The organism is Sphingobium xenophagum NBRC 107872 (genome assembly GCF_000367345.1).
In the GTDB taxonomy this organism is placed as follows: domain Bacteria; phylum Pseudomonadota; class Alphaproteobacteria; order Sphingomonadales; family Sphingomonadaceae; genus Sphingobium; species Sphingobium xenophagum.
Genome location: NZ_BARE01000059.1, coordinates 1 through 16,835, shown reverse-complemented (window position 1 = coordinate 16,835; position 16,835 = coordinate 1). Strand labels below are relative to the sequence as shown.

16 protein-coding genes and 1 pseudogene are annotated in these 16,835 nt (G+C 60.7%); 12 read left to right on the top strand and 5 right to left on the bottom strand.

Annotated features, from left to right (window positions below):
* Positions 1-115: 115 nt before the first annotated feature.
* On the bottom strand, positions 116-895 hold the full coding sequence (locus SX1_RS23060; protein WP_019054403.1) for a MauE/DoxX family redox-associated membrane protein: 780 nt from the start codon (positions 893-895) through the stop codon (positions 116-118).
* Between the two features lie 125 nt (positions 896-1,020).
* On the opposite strand from SX1_RS23060, the pseudogene SX1_RS23055 reads away from it, so the two are divergent.
* Together SX1_RS23055 and SX1_RS19460 are read left to right on the top strand one after the other, a co-directional pair.
* Positions 1,021-1,266 (top strand): annotated as a pseudogene (locus SX1_RS23055) (MerR family transcriptional regulator); the annotation flags it as partial.
* A gap of 66 nt (positions 1,267-1,332) precedes the next feature.
* Positions 1,333-2,504, top strand: a protein-coding gene (locus SX1_RS19460; protein WP_086012684.1) for an IS3 family transposase whose coding sequence is annotated in 2 segments (ribosomal slippage) — positions 1,333-1,597 and positions 1,597-2,504 — 1,173 coding nt in all. Because the reading frame shifts where the segments join, the coding sequence is not laid out codon by codon here.
* A gap of 160 nt (positions 2,505-2,664) precedes the next feature.
* Here the strand turns inward: SX1_RS19460 and hisC are convergent.
* The 3 genes from hisC to SX1_RS19440 all read right to left on the bottom strand — a co-directional run bounded on the left by hisC (position 2,665) and on the right by SX1_RS19440 (position 6,064).
* Positions 2,665-3,759, bottom strand: a complete 1,095-nt coding sequence (hisC, locus tag SX1_RS19450) for a histidinol-phosphate transaminase (protein ID WP_043146108.1) — start codon at positions 3,757-3,759, stop codon at positions 2,665-2,667.
* A complete protein-coding gene (locus tag SX1_RS19445; RefSeq protein WP_019054397.1) occupies positions 3,752-4,510 on the bottom strand; it encodes a sterol desaturase family protein in 759 nt (252 codons plus the stop codon). Before SX1_RS19445 ends, hisC begins: the two co-directional genes overlap by 8 nt.
* A 153-nt stretch (positions 4,511-4,663) precedes the next feature.
* On the bottom strand, positions 4,664-6,064 hold the full coding sequence (locus SX1_RS19440; RefSeq protein WP_043146105.1) for an aminotransferase-like domain-containing protein: 1,401 nt from the start codon (positions 6,062-6,064) through the stop codon (positions 4,664-4,666).
* A 110-nt stretch (positions 6,065-6,174) separates the two neighbouring features.
* Between SX1_RS19440 and hemA the strand changes: the two genes are divergently transcribed.
* The 10 genes from hemA (at position 6,175) to SX1_RS19390 (ending at position 16,153) form a co-directional block, all read left to right on the top strand.
* Positions 6,175-7,398 carry a 5-aminolevulinate synthase gene (gene hemA, locus SX1_RS19435; RefSeq protein WP_026149963.1) on the top strand — a complete coding sequence of 408 codons (1,224 nt, stop codon included), beginning with the start codon at positions 6,175-6,177 and terminating at the stop codon, positions 7,396-7,398.
* Positions 7,399-7,410: 12 nt separating this feature from the next.
* Positions 7,411-9,396: a DUF2849 domain-containing protein gene (locus tag SX1_RS19430; protein ID WP_019054394.1), complete on the top strand. Its 1,986-nt coding sequence runs from the start codon at positions 7,411-7,413 to the stop codon at positions 9,394-9,396.
* A complete protein-coding gene (locus tag SX1_RS23050) occupies positions 9,383-9,883 on the top strand; it encodes a DUF934 domain-containing protein (protein WP_019054393.1) in 501 nt (166 codons plus the stop codon). The genes SX1_RS19430 and SX1_RS23050 overlap by 14 nt, the downstream gene beginning before the upstream one ends.
* Positions 9,880-10,245, top strand: coding sequence for a dihydrodipicolinate synthase family protein (locus SX1_RS19420; RefSeq protein ID WP_026149962.1), 366 nt, complete (start codon positions 9,880-9,882; stop codon positions 10,243-10,245). Before SX1_RS23050 ends, SX1_RS19420 begins: the two co-directional genes overlap by 4 nt.
* Positions 10,246-10,298: 53 nt before the next feature.
* Positions 10,299-11,771 (top strand): MFS transporter, encoded by a 1,473-nt coding sequence (locus SX1_RS19415; RefSeq protein WP_217996422.1) that lies wholly within the window; start codon positions 10,299-10,301, stop codon positions 11,769-11,771.
* A complete protein-coding gene (locus SX1_RS19410; protein WP_019054390.1) occupies positions 11,768-12,766 on the top strand; it encodes a carbon-nitrogen hydrolase family protein in 999 nt (332 codons plus the stop codon). Before SX1_RS19415 ends, SX1_RS19410 begins: the two co-directional genes overlap by 4 nt.
* Entirely contained in the window at positions 12,754-14,187 is a 1,434-nt protein-coding gene (locus tag SX1_RS19405) for a cytochrome ubiquinol oxidase subunit I (protein ID WP_019054389.1), read from the top strand. The genes SX1_RS19410 and SX1_RS19405 overlap by 13 nt, the downstream gene beginning before the upstream one ends.
* Positions 14,188-14,189: 2 nt before the next feature.
* Positions 14,190-15,197, top strand: coding sequence for a cytochrome d ubiquinol oxidase subunit II (cydB, locus tag SX1_RS19400; RefSeq protein WP_019054388.1), 1,008 nt, complete (start codon positions 14,190-14,192; stop codon positions 15,195-15,197).
* Complete coding sequence (locus SX1_RS23925; RefSeq protein WP_081609995.1) at positions 15,197-15,340, top strand: DUF2474 domain-containing protein; 144 nt, start codon at positions 15,197-15,199, stop codon at positions 15,338-15,340. The genes cydB and SX1_RS23925 overlap by 1 nt, the downstream gene beginning before the upstream one ends.
* An 81-nt stretch (positions 15,341-15,421) precedes the next feature.
* Positions 15,422-16,153, top strand: coding sequence for a 2OG-Fe dioxygenase family protein (locus SX1_RS19390; protein ID WP_052310932.1), 732 nt, complete (start codon positions 15,422-15,424; stop codon positions 16,151-16,153).
* Positions 16,154-16,288: 135 nt separating this feature from the next.
* Here SX1_RS19390 and SX1_RS23040 read toward each other — a convergent pair.
* The coding region (locus SX1_RS23040; protein WP_019054384.1) for a plasmid pRiA4b ORF-3 family protein at positions 16,289-16,835 on the bottom strand (547 nt) is incomplete at its 5' end.

Sequence of the window (16,835 nt, the reverse complement as noted above, 5' to 3'; positions counted from 1 at the left end):
CCCCCCCCCCCCCCCCTATGAAGCCAGGGCTTAAGACACTGCTCCAAACACGCAGGGCTGGTCCATGCGTCCCATTGTCGCGCCGCACGCGCCACTTGGAACGCCCCCTCAACGGCTAAGCAGCAGAGGCGTCTTCCATCGCCGCGGATTGGTGCGGCATCGCAAAAGCACTTGCTTCGCCAGTCCCGAGCGCGGCCAAACTCATCCAAACCGCCATCGCTATCATCATCAGGTTTTCCGTTAAGGACAGGAAGCCAAGCGGCACGTTGCTGGAGCTGCCCACACAGGCACATTTCAACTCGCGCTTGTCGAGATAGACGGCCTTAAACACCGACACTGCTCCCACCGTCCCGATGAACAATGCTATCGGAATCGACACCCAATCGAGCACGCCCGCGATCATCAGCACGGCGGCCAGCGCTTCTGCGAAGGGGTAGATGTAGGAGTATGGCACCCAGCGTTTCGCCAGCAGGTCGTAGTTCAGGAACATGGTTGCGAAGCTCTCGACATTCTGGAGCTTGAGCAATGCCAACACCGCCATGCTGAACCCTATGAACCATTCGCCAGCCCGTAGGGTGAGAGGCGTGCCATAGACGGCATGGCTGGCGCCAAGCGCCATCAGCGCGGTCACCGCAAACAGCACTGCGACAGGCTTGTAGGTAATTGCCTTCGGGTTCGCGGCCGACTTCCCGAAGTAGCGGCGAAGGTCATCGTAGCCGCCAATCCGCTCACCATTGATGAAGATCTGAGGGGTCGTCTCCACCCCATGCTGCTCCTTGAAGGCATCGGTAGCTTCCCGCGTGATCAGCCATTTATCCTCGACCTTGAGACCTTGGCGACGCAAGAGGTCCTTCGCCTTGAGCCCATAGGGGCAGACGTGTTTGTCGAGCACCATCCGATATAGGACGGCTTTGCGGGGCTGGACTGGAGAGGTCATTGCGGCAGCTTTCGACTCGTTTTCGCTTGAACTGCCGCCTATATGGGTTCCGTACCATAGTACGGAGTCAAGGGGTGCGGGAAGTGACAATCGCGAGTTTGGCGCGCGAAGGCGGCGTTGGTGTCGAGACTGTCCGCTATTATCAGCGCCGTGGCCTTCTCGACACGCCCGAGCGACCGAGCAGTACCGGGATGTCCGGCGGCTTTCGACGCTATGGAGGCGAGCACGTGCGGCGGCTTCACTTCATCCGTTCCGCGCAAGCAGCGGGTTTCACCTTGGAGCAAATTGGCGAACTACTGGCGCTAGACGCGACCGACGATCGCGCGCGGGTATGATCTGCCCCCGCCTGAGTGGTCCATCGACTATGATAGTCTGGATCACGAAAGGGACGACGAATGCCGAGCAAGAAGCACAAGCCGGAAGAGATTATCGGGAAGCTGCGTGAAGTTGAGATCGTGTTGGCGCAGGGTGGGACGACGGCCGAAGCCTGCCGCCGGATCGCGGTCACCGAGCAGACCTATTATCGTTGGCGCAAGGAATATGGCGGCCTGAAGACCGACCAGGCGCGACGTATGAAGGATCTGGAGAAGGAGAACCTGCGGCTTCGGCGGGCGATCTCGGACCTGACGCTGGACAAGCTAATCCTTCAGGAGGCCGCCCGGGGAAACTTCTAAGCCCCGCGCGGCGGCGACGCTGTATCGATCAGTTGCGGCGCGAGCTGCCAGTGTCCGAGCGGCGGATCTGCCGGGTGCTCGGGCAACATCGGTCGACGCATCGCAAAGTGCCGCGCGGGGCGGACGACGAGCAGCAGCTAACCGAGGACATCATCGCGCTGGCCAAGCAATATGGTCGCTATGGCTACCGCCGGGTGACGGCGCTGCTTCGCCATGCGGGGTGGACGGTGAACCTCAAACGCGTCGAGCGGATCTGGCGCAAGGAGGGTCTGAAGGTCCCGCAGCGCCAGCCGAAGCGCGGTCGGCTGTGGCTTAACGACGGCTCCTGCATCAGGCTCAGGCCGGAATATCCGGGGCACGTGTGGGCCTATGACTTCGTTGAAGGGCGCACCCATGACGGCCGCAAGTTCCGGATCCTGACGATCATCGACGAGGCCAGCCGGGAGTGCCTGGCGCTCATCGTGGCGCGCCAGCTCAAACATGAAGATGTGTTGGCCGCCTTGGCGGAGCTGTTCGTCACGCGCGGCCCGCCCGCGCACATACGGTCGGATAATGGCGCCGAATTTATCGCCAATGCCGTGCAGATCTGGCTCGCCCAGATCGGCGTGAAGACCCTGTATATCGCGCCCGGCTCACCGTGGGAGAACGGCTATAACGAGAGCTTCAACGGATCGCTTCGCGACGAACTGCTCAACGGCGAGATCTTCTACAGCCTCGCCGAGGCCAAGGTGCTGATCGAGGCCTGGCGGCGGCACTACAACACCGTTCGACCGCACAGCAGCTTGGGTTACCGGCCACCGGCCCCGGAAACCGCGACACCGCCATTGCCGTCGTCCGGTTCCGCTTCGCTCCACCTACCGACGACAATGGCGGCGGAAGCAACAATGCACTAACAATCAAACCGGACCACTCGGTGGGGGCCGATCAGAAGGACGATGCCGTCGAGCAGCGTCTGACGGCCGACATTGTCAGGCTGGCGACGAATTATGGCCGGTACGGCTATGTGGCGTTGGCGAGGGCGAATTAATGTCCGGTGCCCCGGCGGCGGCTCCGTCAGCAAACAGTTCCCACCTTGCCTGAGGCCAATATTGCTTCAATCGCCGCTAACAGTCGATCGTTCTCCGCTATCGTGCCGATACTGATCCGGAGCCAGTCCGTGAGACGCGAGAAGTTGAGCCAGCGAACATGGATATTCTGCCCGGCGAGCCTCATCTGCAGGGCCTTTGCGCCGTTGAATGTCGCCGGGATATGCGCGAGCAGGAAGTTCCCCTGCGAAGGCAGCGTTTCGATACCGAGCTTGCCGAGCGCTTGCGCTAACCGGCCGCGTTCGCCTCGCACCAGGATCCAACTCTCCCGCGCACGCTGCGTGTCGCCGAACGCGGCGCGACCGAGATGCTGGGTGATCACATCGACATTGTAGCTATCGCGGACTTTGTGCAGCATGGGCGCAACAAGCTCGGCAGCTCCCAGGCCATAGCCCAGGCGCAAGCCGGCCAGCGAATGCCCCTTGCTCAGGGTCCGTGCGATCAGCAGGTTGGGTATGCGACCGATCTCGCGAACCAGCTCGTAGCCAAGGGAAGCATCCACGAAATCGACATAGGCTTCATCCACCAGCAGGACCCCATGGAAGGCCTCAGCAAGCTCGATCAACCAGTTTTGCGACAGCAGACGCCCCGACGGCGCCTGCGGATTGGCAACGAGGGCAAGACGCGCTCCAGCGTCATTCCAGCGCTGCGCCGTATCGTCGGGCGGCAGCCAGTCATCCCGGAGATTGACCTTGGCGAGCGGGCAATTCTGTATCTCGGCCAGGACGTTGTAGAGATGATAGCCGGGATTGAGGACGCCGATCGCTTTCCCCGGATCCAAGAACGTCGTGACCACCAACCGTAGCAATTCGTCGCTGCCATTGGTTACGATGACCTCGTCGACATCCCGTCCATGATAATGCGCGATGGCCGCGCGTAGATTGGTTGCGAGCGAGTCCGGATAGCGCTGCAGCATTGCAGGGCTAATTTCCGCCAGGGCCGTCATCACTGAGGCTGATGGTTCCAGCGGATTTTCGTTGGTGTTGAGCTTGATTGCCGGCGCAGGCGGTTGCTCCCCGGGAATATAGCCCGACATCCTCCGGATATTGGAGCGTTCAAACATCGCGGCTTCTCTGTCGCGCGGCAACGCGCACCGGCACGAGATCCGGGGAGAGCTTTCCTACCCACGGATAACGACGGGCGGCCTCCTCGTCATAGCCGAGGTTGAAGACCGTTGGACTTTTGTATGGACGATCCTGCCGCTCGTAGAGGGTCCCAAACAACCCGTCCCACGCAAAATTGGTAATTCCGTAGTTGCCATTCTCGTCGTGGAAATGATGGGCGAGATGGCGCGCCTTCATGTTCGCGAGGAAACGATTCCGCGGCTTATAAGGCAGATGCTCCACGCAGTGGACGAATTCATAGATGCAAGTGATGAGCAGGCCTGCCCCAAGCGCCGCCATCGCCGCCCCTAATCCGCCGATCAGCCAGCCGATCGGCACGGTTGCGAGCACGATTGTCGGCAAGGTCGTGTAGAGCGCGCCGAAAAGGACCTCCAGATGATGGGGGTCCATGTGATGATCGTAGTGAATGCGCTTCCAAGTGCTGGCGGTGAGCGGCGACTTGAACATCCACCGGCTGTGCAGAACCCAGCGGTGCAGCGCATACCAGATGAGCGGATAAATGAGTCCGGCGGCAAGGATCGCCGCCCCTGTCTGCAGCAGTGTCGATGGCCTAAATCCGCTCAGGGTGGCACTCACCACCGCAAGCAGCAGATAGGTCCAGACAGCATGATGCTGAAAAAAAGCAACTGTCAGGCTGCTCAAGGTCATCCGGTCAAGCTGATGCCGGTGCTTCCAGATTCGATCATGCATACAATGCGCCCATCAAAGAATGTGTCGAATCACGCGGCCCGATGGGGGAAGTGGGGGGCGCCGCTCAACCGGACGCCGTGGGATTCAAGCAGATGCCGCGCGACTCGACATCACATTATATGCAGATTGTCTGCATACATTGTCAATACATCTCTACACCACCATCGATGACATGGCCGGCGATTGCCCTGCCAAATCCGCAATTGTTTCCAGACTGCCCAACAGGCGATCGCGGTCGGGCGCCGCGCCAAGGCCGAGACGCACCGCTTCGAGCGGCTGACTGGGCGCGAACGCATCGCTGGGAACCACGCCGACGCCCGCGGAGCGCAGGCGGGCCGCGAAGTCTCCACGCGTCCAGCCGTTCGCCAGCGGCAACCATGCGTGAAAGGCATTCCGCGCGGTCACCAGGCCATGTTCAGCAAGCAGTTCGACCGCCATCTTGCGCCTGGCCTCGGACTCCTCACGGATCGCGGCAAGCGCCTCCTCGGCCGACCCTGTGGAAATCCAGCTGGTCGCGATGGCCGCGCCGAGGGGCGATGCCATAGAGGTGGTTCCCCTGATCGCCCCGGCCAGCCGGGCGGCCGCGCGGGAATCAGGCACAGCAACATAGGCGACGCGTAGCGCAGGTGAGAGGCATTTCGACAGGCCGGCAACATGATAGACGATATCTGGCGCGAGCGCAGCGAGGGGTGGCAGCGCACTGCCCGACAATTTTCCGTAGGCATCATCTTCAATAATCAGCACGCCATATTTCCTGGCGACGGCGATGACAGCTTCACGCCGCTCCAGCGACATGGTCGCCGTGGTGGGATTATGAAGCGTCGGCGTGCAATAGAGCAACCCAGGCTTCTGGGCGCGGCAAACGCTCTCGAAAGCCTCGGGATCCAACCCCTCCGCGTCGATCGCGACATGCGCGAGCGGAACAGCGAGATGCTCGGCAAGCGAACGGAAACCTGGATAGGTCAATGCCTCGACAGCAATCGGGGCGCCGTCTTTCCGGAGGAGCGTGATCAGCGCCAACAAGGCACCCTGCGCACCGGGGCTGATCAGTAACCGCTCTTCTTGAATGTCGGGCAATCGATCCGCAAGCCAGGCCGCCCCGGCCCTTCGATCTGAAGCGGCTCCGCCCGCCTCCTGATAGCGCAGGATGAGGTCCATCCCACCGTCCATTTCCAGCTCACAGATTCCGGCCCAAAGTCTTCCGCTTAGAGAAGCATCATCGAATTTAGGCGGCAGATTCATCGCCATATCGACTAGCCCGGACGATATGCGGGGTGCCTCGCGACTCACCCGCCCAGCGCGAACATAGGTGCCCTGCCCTACCCGACCTTCGACAAGGCCGCGCCGCCGTGCTTCTGCATAGGCTCGCGTTACCGTCGTGAAATCGATCTCGAGCACCTCGGCGAGCGAGCGCTGAGGGGGAAGTCTGTCGCCAGCGACCAACACGCCGGCCCGGATATCCGAGGCCAGAGCCTCCGCAATCGCGAGATAGAGCGGGCTTGCCCCTTTTGGAATTGTAGGGCGCCATTCATGTGGAGCGCGCACTTCGTCCATTGTCATTGCCTTCTTATCCATATATATGGATATTGTATGTTATCGCTGATCGACGCAAGCTCGATGACTCATCGCTCCCTAAAGGGAATAGCAAAAACAAGGCAAAGACCATGGATTATGTTGCACGCTTCGAATCGCTGATTGGAGAAATGAAGCTCGATGGGCGATATCGTACCTTCATCGAACTAGAGCGGCTGGCCGGCGAATTTCCAACTGCGCTATGGCGTCAACCGGACGGCGAAGCTCGCCGTGTCACAGTGTGGTGCAGCAATGATTATCTTGGCATGGGCCAGAACCGGGAAGTGCTGGCGGCGATGCATGATGCCATCGACCAGTTTGGCGCGGGCACTGGCGGCACGCGCAATATCTCGGGCACCAATCGCAGCCACGTAGCGCTCGAAACCGAGCTGGCCGACCTCCATGACAAGGAAGCTGCGCTGATCTTCACGTCTGGCTGGATCTCAAATTTGGCCACGCTTGGTACGCTCGGCAAGATGCTTCCCAACTGCGCGATCTTCTCGGATGCACTCAATCACAACTCAATGATCGAGGGCATTCGCCGCTCGGGTGCAGAGCGCTTCATCTTTCGCCACAATGATGCTGCCCATCTTGATGAACTGATGAGCGCGATCGATCCTGATCGGCCCAAGATCGTGGCATTTGAGAGCGTCTATTCGATGGACGGAGATGTGGCGCCGATCGCCGAGATCTGCGACGTCGCGGACAAGCATGGCGCGATCACCTACCTTGATGAGGTGCATGCAGTGGGCCTTTATGGCCCGCGCGGTGGCGGCATTGCGGAGCGCGAAGGGCTCGCGCACCGATTGACTGTCATCGAGGGCACGCTTGCCAAGGCCTTCGGCGTAATGGGAGGCTACGTCGCGAGCTCAGCGCTGCTGATCGACGTCATCCGTAGTTGTGCCGATAGTTTCATCTTCACGACATCCATCTGTCCGCACCTCGCTGCCGGTGCGACGGCAGCAATCCGGCATCTGAAGGATAGTAGCGAGGAGCGTGTACGGCAGCAGGCTGCAGTGCATCGCCTCATCGCGATGCTGCGCGCAGCGGACATGCCGGTTTCGGAAACGCAGAGTCATATCATTCCGCTCATCATCGGCGACGCACATCTATGCAAGGCGACGAGCGACCTGCTGCTCGCTGCACACGACATCTATGTGCAACCCATCAATTTCCCGACGGTCGCACGCGGGCAGGAACGGCTGCGGCTCACGCCAACGCCGTTCCATACCGAAACCCACATGCAGGCGCTTGTCGACGGCCTGGTCGACGCGCGCAAGCGTCTCGGATGGCACAAGCGGCAGCTGGCGGCCTAGAAGGAAAAACAAATGGCAACGCATTACATTACCGCCAATCGTTTGCGCGATGGCGCGTCGGTATGGCTGAGTGAGGCCGTGGACTGGGTCGAGCAAATCGAGGCTGCCACGCGCTTTGACGAAGCAACCCTGCCTGCCGCACTTGAAGCAGCCCAGGCAGATCAAGGCAGCGAGCAAATCGTGGACGTGCATTCCGCGCCGGCACCATTGACCTATCGCGAGCAGATCCGCGCCAACGGACCCAGCGTTCGCGCTGACCTGGGCACGCAGTCCAGCCGGTTGGCACGAGTCAGCCCATTGCCCCAGCCGCCCCTGGCGAATTCCAGCTCACCCTATGCCGGCATTTATCGCTATGATGATTATGATCGCCAGTATCTGCGTGACCGCGCAGCGCAATTCCGCCAGCAGGTCGAACGCCGGCTCTCTGGCGAACTCAGCGAGGACGAGTTCAAACCGCTCCGGCTAATGAATGGCCTCTACCTGCAGCTTCATGGCTATATGCTTCGTGCGGCGCTGCCTTATGGGGTGGTTAGTGCCGCCCAGCTGCGACAGCTCGCCTATGTCGCTCGGCATTTCGATCGCGGTTACGGACACTTCACGACCCGCCAGAACATCCAGTTCAACTGGATCCGGCTGGAAGATACGCCTGACATTCTGACAATTTTAGCCGAAGCGGACCTGCATGCCATTCAGACAAGTGGCAATTGCGTTCGCAACGTTACGACCGATCATTTCGCAGGCGCAGCGGCGGAAGAAGTCGTCGACCCTCGGATTTTTGCCGAGATTTTGCGTCAGTGGTCGACAGACCATCCCGAATTCACCTATCTTCCTCGCAAGTTCAAGATTGCGATTACAGGCGGGCCGATCGATCGCGCGGCGATCCGCGTCCATGACATCGGCATCATGGCCCATCGCAACGAAGCGGGAGAGCCGGGCTTCACCATCTATGCGGGCGGTGGTCTTGGGCGAACGCCGGTGGTGGGCGTGCAAGTCCGTGAATGGCTGCCCGTGCGCGATCTGCTTCGTTATGTTGAGGCGATCCTGCGCACCTACAATGCGCTCGGCCGCCGCGATAACATCTACAAGGCGCGTATCAAAATCTTGATCAAAGAAATGAAGGCCGAGGGCTTCATCACCATGATCGAGGACGAATTCGCCTCGATGCCAGCCGACTATAATCTCCTTGAGCCGGAGATCATTGACGCCCTTCAGGCGCGCTTCGTCCGACCGCCCTTCGAACTGTTGCCGGACCGGTCCGTATCGCTCGAGGAAGCCAGGGACAGAGATCCTGCGTTCGGAGCGTGGATCGGCACCAATACGCATCCTCATCACGAAGCGGGCTATGTGTCTGCGTCTGTATCGCTGAAGCCAACGGGCGGAATTCCGGGCGATATGAGCGCTGAAGAGATGGAGAAAGTCGCCGACCTGGCTGACGCTTTCTCGTTCGGGGAAATCCGCGTGTCGCACGAGCAGAATCTCGTCCTGCCCCATGTGCGCCTCGATGATCTTCACACACTCTGGTCGGGCCTCATCGAAGCCGGCCTTGCGAGCGGGAACGTAGGGCTGGTGACCGACATAATCTCATGCCCCGGTCTCGACTATTGCAGCCTTGCGACCTCGCGCTCGATCCCGGTGGCGCAGCGGATCGCCGAACGTTTCTCCGATCCGGAACGGCAGCGAGAGATCGGCCCGCTCGATCTCAATATCTCAGGGTGCATCAACGCATGCGGACACCATCATGTGGCACACATCGGCCTCCTGGGCGTCGATAAGGCCGGCGAAGAATTTTACCAAATCACGCTTGGCGGCGCGTCCGATGGGCAGGCATCGATCGGCGCAATTATCGGCCCGGCTGTCTCTTCGGAAAAGGTGGTCGATACGATTGAAGCGATCATCGGTGCCTATATCGATCGACGCATCGCGGGCGAACGGTTCATCGACACCTATCGTCGGCTCGGCGCTGCATCGTTCAAGGAGGCAGCCTATGCCGGTGATTGATATGCAGGGTGCACTCGTTCCCGATTACTGGGTCGAAGGACATCTGCTTGATCGGGGCGCTGCAGAACCGCTGCTCCTGCCTCTCGCCACGATCGCCGAGCTACCGCCCGGCGCAATCGAGGCCCCTCGCCCACTCGGCGTGCGCATCCCGCCGGGCGCCGAGATCGACGGCCTCCTTGCTGCACTCGATCACTTTGAATTGATCGTCATCGAGTTTCCAACGTTCCGCGACGGGCGTGGCTTCACGCTCGCCACGACGCTTCGTACTCGTCATGGCTTCAAGGGCGAACTTAGAGCGGCAGGGCATGTCCTGCCTGACCAGTTCGATGCCCTGCGCCAATGCGGGTTCACGACGATCGAGACATCGACCAATCACCCTCCACAGCAGTGGCATCCTTCTTTGCGCGCCGCGGAAGCCGGCGGGCCACTACTGAAGCGTCTGCTCGGAAATCAAGACCGTGCAAAGCTCCACCTAAGTTCGCAATGAAGGAGACGCACCTCCCCTCCGGAAGCATTCCCGCACTGGTGACCCCAATGTTGGCCGATGGCGCGATCGACTGGACATCCTTCCACGCATTGATCGACTGGCATGTTGAGGCGGGGAGCAATGCTATCGTGGTCGCGGGCTCGACTGGCGAATCTGCGATGCTCACTATGGACGAGCACAAGCGCCTGATCGCCGAAGCGGTCGATCACGCGGCCGATCGCATTCCTATTATCGCCGATGCAGGCGCCAATGCGACATCGGAAGCAATCGAGCTGACCCGAGCTGCGCAAGAGAGAGGGGCGATCGCAGCCCAGGCGCTGGCTGCGACGAGTGATCCGGCTGCACGGGATCGAGAGCGATGAGCGCCAGACTCCGGGCATTGCCGACCCTCATGGTCGCATCGACCGGATGTGCGATGACGGTGCTCGACACCAACATCGTCGCGATCGTGTTGCCGGATATCGCGCGGGATTTGAACGCCAGCTTCGCGCAGGTCGAGTGGGTGATAAGCGCCTATGTTCTCTGCTTTGCATCCCTGCTTCTGCCGGCGGGCGCAATTGCGGACCGTTATGGCCGCAAACGCGTTTTCCTCGCCGGTATTGCCGGCTTCGCCGTCGCCTCGCTTATGTGCGGCATGGCATCATCGCCATCCCTGCTGTTCGTCTCGCGCGCGCTCCAAGGCGTCGGGGCAGCGTTCCTGTTGGCGCCCGCGCTGGCGATTATAGGGCACGCCTTTCACGACGAGCGCGAACGCGACAGCGCCTGGGCGATGTGGGGCGGCATGATGGGGCTCACCATGGTCCTGTCGCCCTTGCTGGGCGGCGTCATCGCCGCTCTCGCGGGATGGCGCTGGGCGTTCTTCGTCAATCTGCCAATCTGTCTTGCGCTCGCGGCGGCAGCTGTCCGCTGCATCACGGATTCCCGCAACGAAGCAGCCCGCAAACTCGATCCCGCCGGCATCGTGCTGTTTGCCGCATCGATGCTTGGGATCACTTCCGCGCTGATCCATGGCCAGGAACAGGGCTGGACTGCGGCCGGCACGCTGGCCCGATTTGCTGGCGGCTTGGCCGCACTGGCACTCTTCGTTTTCGCCGAGACCCGGCACCGTGAGCCGATGCTCGACCTGACCTTGTTCAAACAACGCCGGTTTGTCGGCGCGATCGTGGCGATGTTCGCCTATGCCGGCTGCGCGCAGGTCATGGCGTCGCTGTTGCCGCTGTTGCTGCAAAACGGCTTCGCACTGACCGCGCTCCAGGCCGGTGGCGCGATGCTCGCCTTTGCCCTTGCGATGCTCGTCTTTCCGCAAGTGGGACGGCGGCTCGGGGCCTGGATCGCTGGATATCAGATATTGGCGCTTGGACTCGGGGTCGTGGCGATCGGTAATCTGCTGGCAGCCACCGGCGCTTATGGCGCGAGCTTGCCCCTATTATTCTCGGGAATGTTTGTCCTCGGCGCCGGTGGCGGATTGCTCAATGGCGAGACCCAGAAAGCGATCATGGGCACCGTGCCGCCCAATCGTGCCGGCATGGCATCGGGTATCAGCACCACGTCGCGCTTCTCGGGCATCCTTCTCGGCTTCGCCATCTTGAGCGGTATTCTGGCGACCTCGGCCCGTGGCCATCTTTCCAGTACGAATGGCGGGCGTCCCTTTGCCGATGCGGTCATCGCTGGCGACCTCCCCCGGGCCCTCGCGATGATCCCTTCCGCATCGCGCGATTCAACAGCCCAACTCGCTCAACAGGCCTACGCAGCCGGCTTTGCGACCGCCCTTGGCATGGCGGCTGTCTGTTCGGCGGGTGCCGCACTGATCGTCCTCGGGTTGATGCGGCAAGGAACCAATGCGAGCCTATCAATCCCACCGGACGCATCAAGGGAGCTCATTCGATGACATCGCCCATAATCAAGGTTGCGGTGGTCCAGGCAGCGCCTGTGCTATTCGACACCCCGGCAACGATTGAAAGGCTCGTCAGGCTGGCGGACGAGGCTGCGGCTGGCGGTGCAGCGCTCGTCGTCTTCCCCGAGGCTTATATCGGCGGCTATCCGAAAGGCCTCGACTTCGGCGCGCGTCTCGGCACGCGCACTCCCGAAGGCCGGGAGGACTTCCGGCGCTATTTCGAAAGCGCGATCGACATTCCCGGACCCGAGGTTGTGGCGCTCGCAGAAGTCGCCAAGCGTCACGGCATTCACCTGGTCGTGGGCGTGATCGAGCGCGATGGTGGCACGCTCTATTGCACGGCCCTTACCTTTGACCCCAATGGACGGATCCTCGCGCGACATCGCAAGCTGATGCCGACAGCGCTCGAGCGTCTCGTCTGGGGGTTTGGCGACGGCTCGACGCTTGGGGTGGCCGAAAGCACGATCGGCCGAATCGGCAGTGTAATCTGCTGGGAGAACTACATGCCGCTACTGCGCACGGCCATGTATGCACAGGGCGTCGAATTCTACTGCGCCCCAACCGTCGATGACCGCGACACCTGGCTGCCGACCATGCGGACGATCGCTCTGGAAGGCCGTTGCTTCGTCCTATCCGCCTGTCAGTTCCTGACACAGGCGGATTACCCGTCCGAATATCACGCAACGATCAGTGAGAACCCGGTACTCATCCGCGGCGGCTCCTGCATCATCGATCCATTGGGCAATATTCTGGCCGAACCGGTATTCGGAGAACAGGTCATTCTTTTTGCCGAGCTTGATCGCCGCGCTATCGCGCGCGGCAAATATGATCTCGACGTCGTCGGCCACTATGCCCGCCCCGACATTTTTCGGCTACATGTCGATACACAACCGCAGACGCCGGTAACATTCGACAATCCGTCGAGCTCAGGGCTATCGATCGGACGGCTAGAGCATCCCAAAGGAGATGGGCAGTCATGCTCGGATTGACGGCGCTCGAACTGGCAAGAATCCAGTTCGGATTTACGATTTCCTTCCACATCGTCTTTCCGGCGATCACCATCGGCTTGGCCAGCTACCTGGCCGTCCTCGAAGGATTGTGGCTCTGGAAGAAAGATTCCGTCTACCGGGATCTTTATCACTTCTGGTCGGGCATTTTCGCGGTGAACTTCGCCATGGGCGTCGTGTCCGGACTGGTCATGGCCTATCAGTTCGGCACGAACTGGAGCTACTTCTCGGCCTTTGCCGGCAGCATCACCGGACCGCTCCTCACCTATGAGGTGCTCACCGCCTTCTTTCTCGAAGCTGGCTTTCTCGGGGTCATGCTCTTCGGGTGGAACAAGGTCGGGCCGGGTCTGCATTTCCTCGCGACATTGATGGTGGCGCTTGGCACACTCATCTCCGCCACCTGGATTCTCGCCTCCAATAGCTGGATGCAGACGCCTCAGGGTTTTGCGATCATTGACGGGCGCGTTGTGCCGACCGACTGGTTCGAGGTTATTTTCAATCCCTCCTTCCCCTATCGCCTCGCCCACATGACGGTTGCCGCCTATCTTGCCACGGCTCTTTTCGTCGGAGCGAGCGCCGCCTGGCACCTTCTCAAGAAGAGGGATACGCCTGCCGTTCGCAAGATGCTGTCGATGGCGCTCTGGATGATCTTGCTCGTGGCACCGCTGCAGATCGCGATCGGCGATGCGCATGGGCTCAACACCTTGGAATACCAGCCCGCCAAGATCGCGGCGATTGAAGGTCATTGGGAGAACCGGCCCGGTGAAAGCGTGCCGCTGATCCTTTTCGGCATACCCGATATGGCAGCAGAGACGACCCGCTACGCAATCGAAATCCCCAAGCTCGGCAGCCTGATCCTCACGCATGACATCAATGGCAAGATACCCGGACTGAAAGAGTTCGCGCCCAGAGACCGGCCTAATTCGACGATCGTCTTCTGGAGCTTTCGCGTGATGGTCGGGCTTGGCATGCTGATGCTCGCACTCGGCCTGTGGGGTCTTTGGTCCCGGCGCGGCCAGCGGCTGTATAGATCCACGACACTGCTGCGCTTTGCCCTGCTAATGGGACCATCGGGCCTGATCGCGATCCTGGCGGGCTGGTTCACGACCGAGATCGGCCGCCAACCCTGGATCGTCTATGGGGTGATGCGCACCGAAGATGCCGTCTCCGATCACGGGGTGCTCGCGCTTTCGACCACGCTGCTCGTATTCATCGTGATGTACTTCGCGGTGTTTGGAACCGGCGTTTCCTACATGTTGAAGCTCATCGCCCGCGGTCCGCAGACTCACCATGAAGCTGCCGACGCCGAGCCGCACGACCGGGGCCAGAGCCTCCGGCCAGCGCGGCCGTTGTCCGCCGCGCCCGATGACGTCGACCCGGCTCCATCCAGCGGAAAGGACTGAGAATGGGTATCGATCTTCCCCTCATATGGGCGATCATCATCGGCTTCGGACTGATGATGTATGTCATCATGGATGGCTTCGACCTGGGCATCGGCATTCTCTTCCCCTTCGTCCGGGATCGCGGCGATCGAGATACCATGGTCAATACCGTGGCACCGGTCTGGGATGGCAATGAAACCTGGCTTGTGCTCGGCGGTGCCAGCCTGCTCGCGGCCTTTCCGCTCGCTTACTCCGTCGTCCTGAGCGCCCTTTACCTGCCGCTGATGTTGATGCTCGCGGGGTTGATCTGGCGGGGCGTGGCATTCGAGTTTCGCTTCAAAGCTGATGAGGCGCATCGGCCCTTCTGGGACAAGGCCTTCGCCTGGGGCTCCTATACAGCGACCTTTTCGCAGGGCATCGCGCTCGGCGCATTCATCAACGGGTTTGAGGTTGTCGACGGCGTCTATGCAGGTGGCGGCCTCGATTGGCTGCGGCCGTTCAATCTCTTCACCGGGCTGGGCCTGCTGGTTGCCTATGCACTGCTAGGCAGCACCTGGCTCATCATGAAGACCGACGGAGACCTGCAGGCCCGCATGATTCGTATCGGGAAACCGATCACCATTGCCCTGGTGATCACGATCGGGATCGTCAGCCTCTGGACACCGGCGGTTCATCCCGCGATCGCCGCGCGGTGGTTCAGCCTTCCCAATCTTTACTTCTTTGCCCCCGTCCCCATCCTGGTCGTCCTCATCGCTGGGCTCCTTTTTAAGTTGCTGAGGGCCGGAAGCCATGCTGCGCCTTTCCTGCTCGCGTTGTGCCTCGTCTTTCTCGGCTATAGCGGCCTGGCGATCAGTCTGTGGCCCAACATCATCCCCCCTGCCCTGTCGATCTGGGATGCCGCCGGGCCGCCCCAAGCTCTGGGCTTCACACTGGTAGGAGCGCTGTTCATCATTCCCTTCATCCTCGCCTACACGGCCTGGGCCTATTTCGTGTTCCGCGGGAAGGTGAAGCAGGGCGAAGGATATCACTGATGCATCTCCCGGACGGTATCGGTCGCCTTTGGCTGCGTCGCGTAGGCTGGCTTTTGCTGATATGGGCCGCAAGTGTGCTCAGCCTTGGGGCCGTCGCCTATGTCTTCAGGCTTTTCATGAAAGCCGCCGGTCTCTCTGGCTAGTCTCACCGTGAATATCTGCTCGTCTACCCTCCGCACGTCCGCATTTGTTCAATAATAGGTATCAATGATTGGAAGACGCGCCTGACTAGTCACCATCTCCTATGTCAGGACCAGGCGATCGGGACGTGCCTGAAGAAATGCGGGTTCATTCGGCTTGAGGCGCTTCGAACGTTCCAACTGCTCGGGAGACAAGCCGAGGCGGCTTGGAACGATTTTGCGCGCTCTTGGGATGATCTGGGCGACGACCTGTATATGGCGGATGGTGGGCGATATCGACGCAGGCGGCACGCTGCTTTCAGTCATGTGGACGGGCAAGTGGTGCGAAAACCCCACCAACCCCATTTTCAGAGCCGAGACTATAATCCTCTCAATGGGGATGTTCAGCGCTGGTTCGAGCCGGTGCTGCCGACGTTAGCGGACAATCCTGTCACCCAGGCGATATTCGACACCTGCATCGCCGTCATTTCTGACGTCGACGCTCCTGTTCCGAACAACCCTCGGCATATCGAACTCCACCAGTTCCGGATAGAGACAACCCCTGATCACATCGGCCGACCGACACCGGAAGGGCTTCATCGCGACGGTGTTGATTGGGTTTTCGTGATGCTCGTTTGCCGTCAGAATGTACGCGATGGCGTTACTGAGATCGGAGCTCCGGATGGGACCGGGCTGGGCAGTTTTCTGTTAGAGGATCCGGGAGACGCCGTTTTGCTGGATGACAGACGCATCCTTCACGGCGTTACCGAAATTCATGCTGTCGATCCGACCTGTCGAGCCTATCGCGACGTGTTGGTGATAACCTTCACGCGGTAGGTCCCGACATCTCGCTTCGGCGTCTCACAGTGCAGTGAGACGCCTTCTTTCCAGCGCGCCCAACCGACAGCATCGACAAAGCACACCTGCGTACCCTCCCAGGTAGCCATCCGGTGAAGGCCGCAGGCGTGCTTCTCAGTTGTTTTCTTGTTTGATGATGCGCTTTGCTGCGGCATTTCGGCGGGCTGCGATTCTGCCGAGTGCGATTTCGAGCGGGAAGACGTCCAGTTCGTCGGGGTCATACCCGTCGAGCCACTCGGTGATTTCGGCATGGTCGGGATGGTTGGGGTCGGTTTTGGCCTCAAGCATTTCGTAGAAGCCGTGGATTCCTCCGCAGTCTTCAGGCGGGCAATCGCGTTCGCCTTCGATAAATCGGGGATATGCGGTTCCAGGTTCACCGCGACGTACATCGCTGACGGTGAGGCTATGCTCCCAGTTGTCGCCAAAATCGTAGGTGTAATCGATCGTGGTCGTGCCCGGGGCGAGCACATCGCGCAGGCGCGTGCGCGAGGCGACCTTGCGTGGTGCCGTGCCCCAGTCCTCGTCCATCGGCAGGCCATAGCTCTGGCCGTGGATGACCAGTTCCCAGAGGTGATAATCCAGCCAACCCATCGTGACCTGGACGATATCGTGCAGGACTTTGAGCGTGATTGAGGTTGGCACTTCGACTACGCGCCAGATT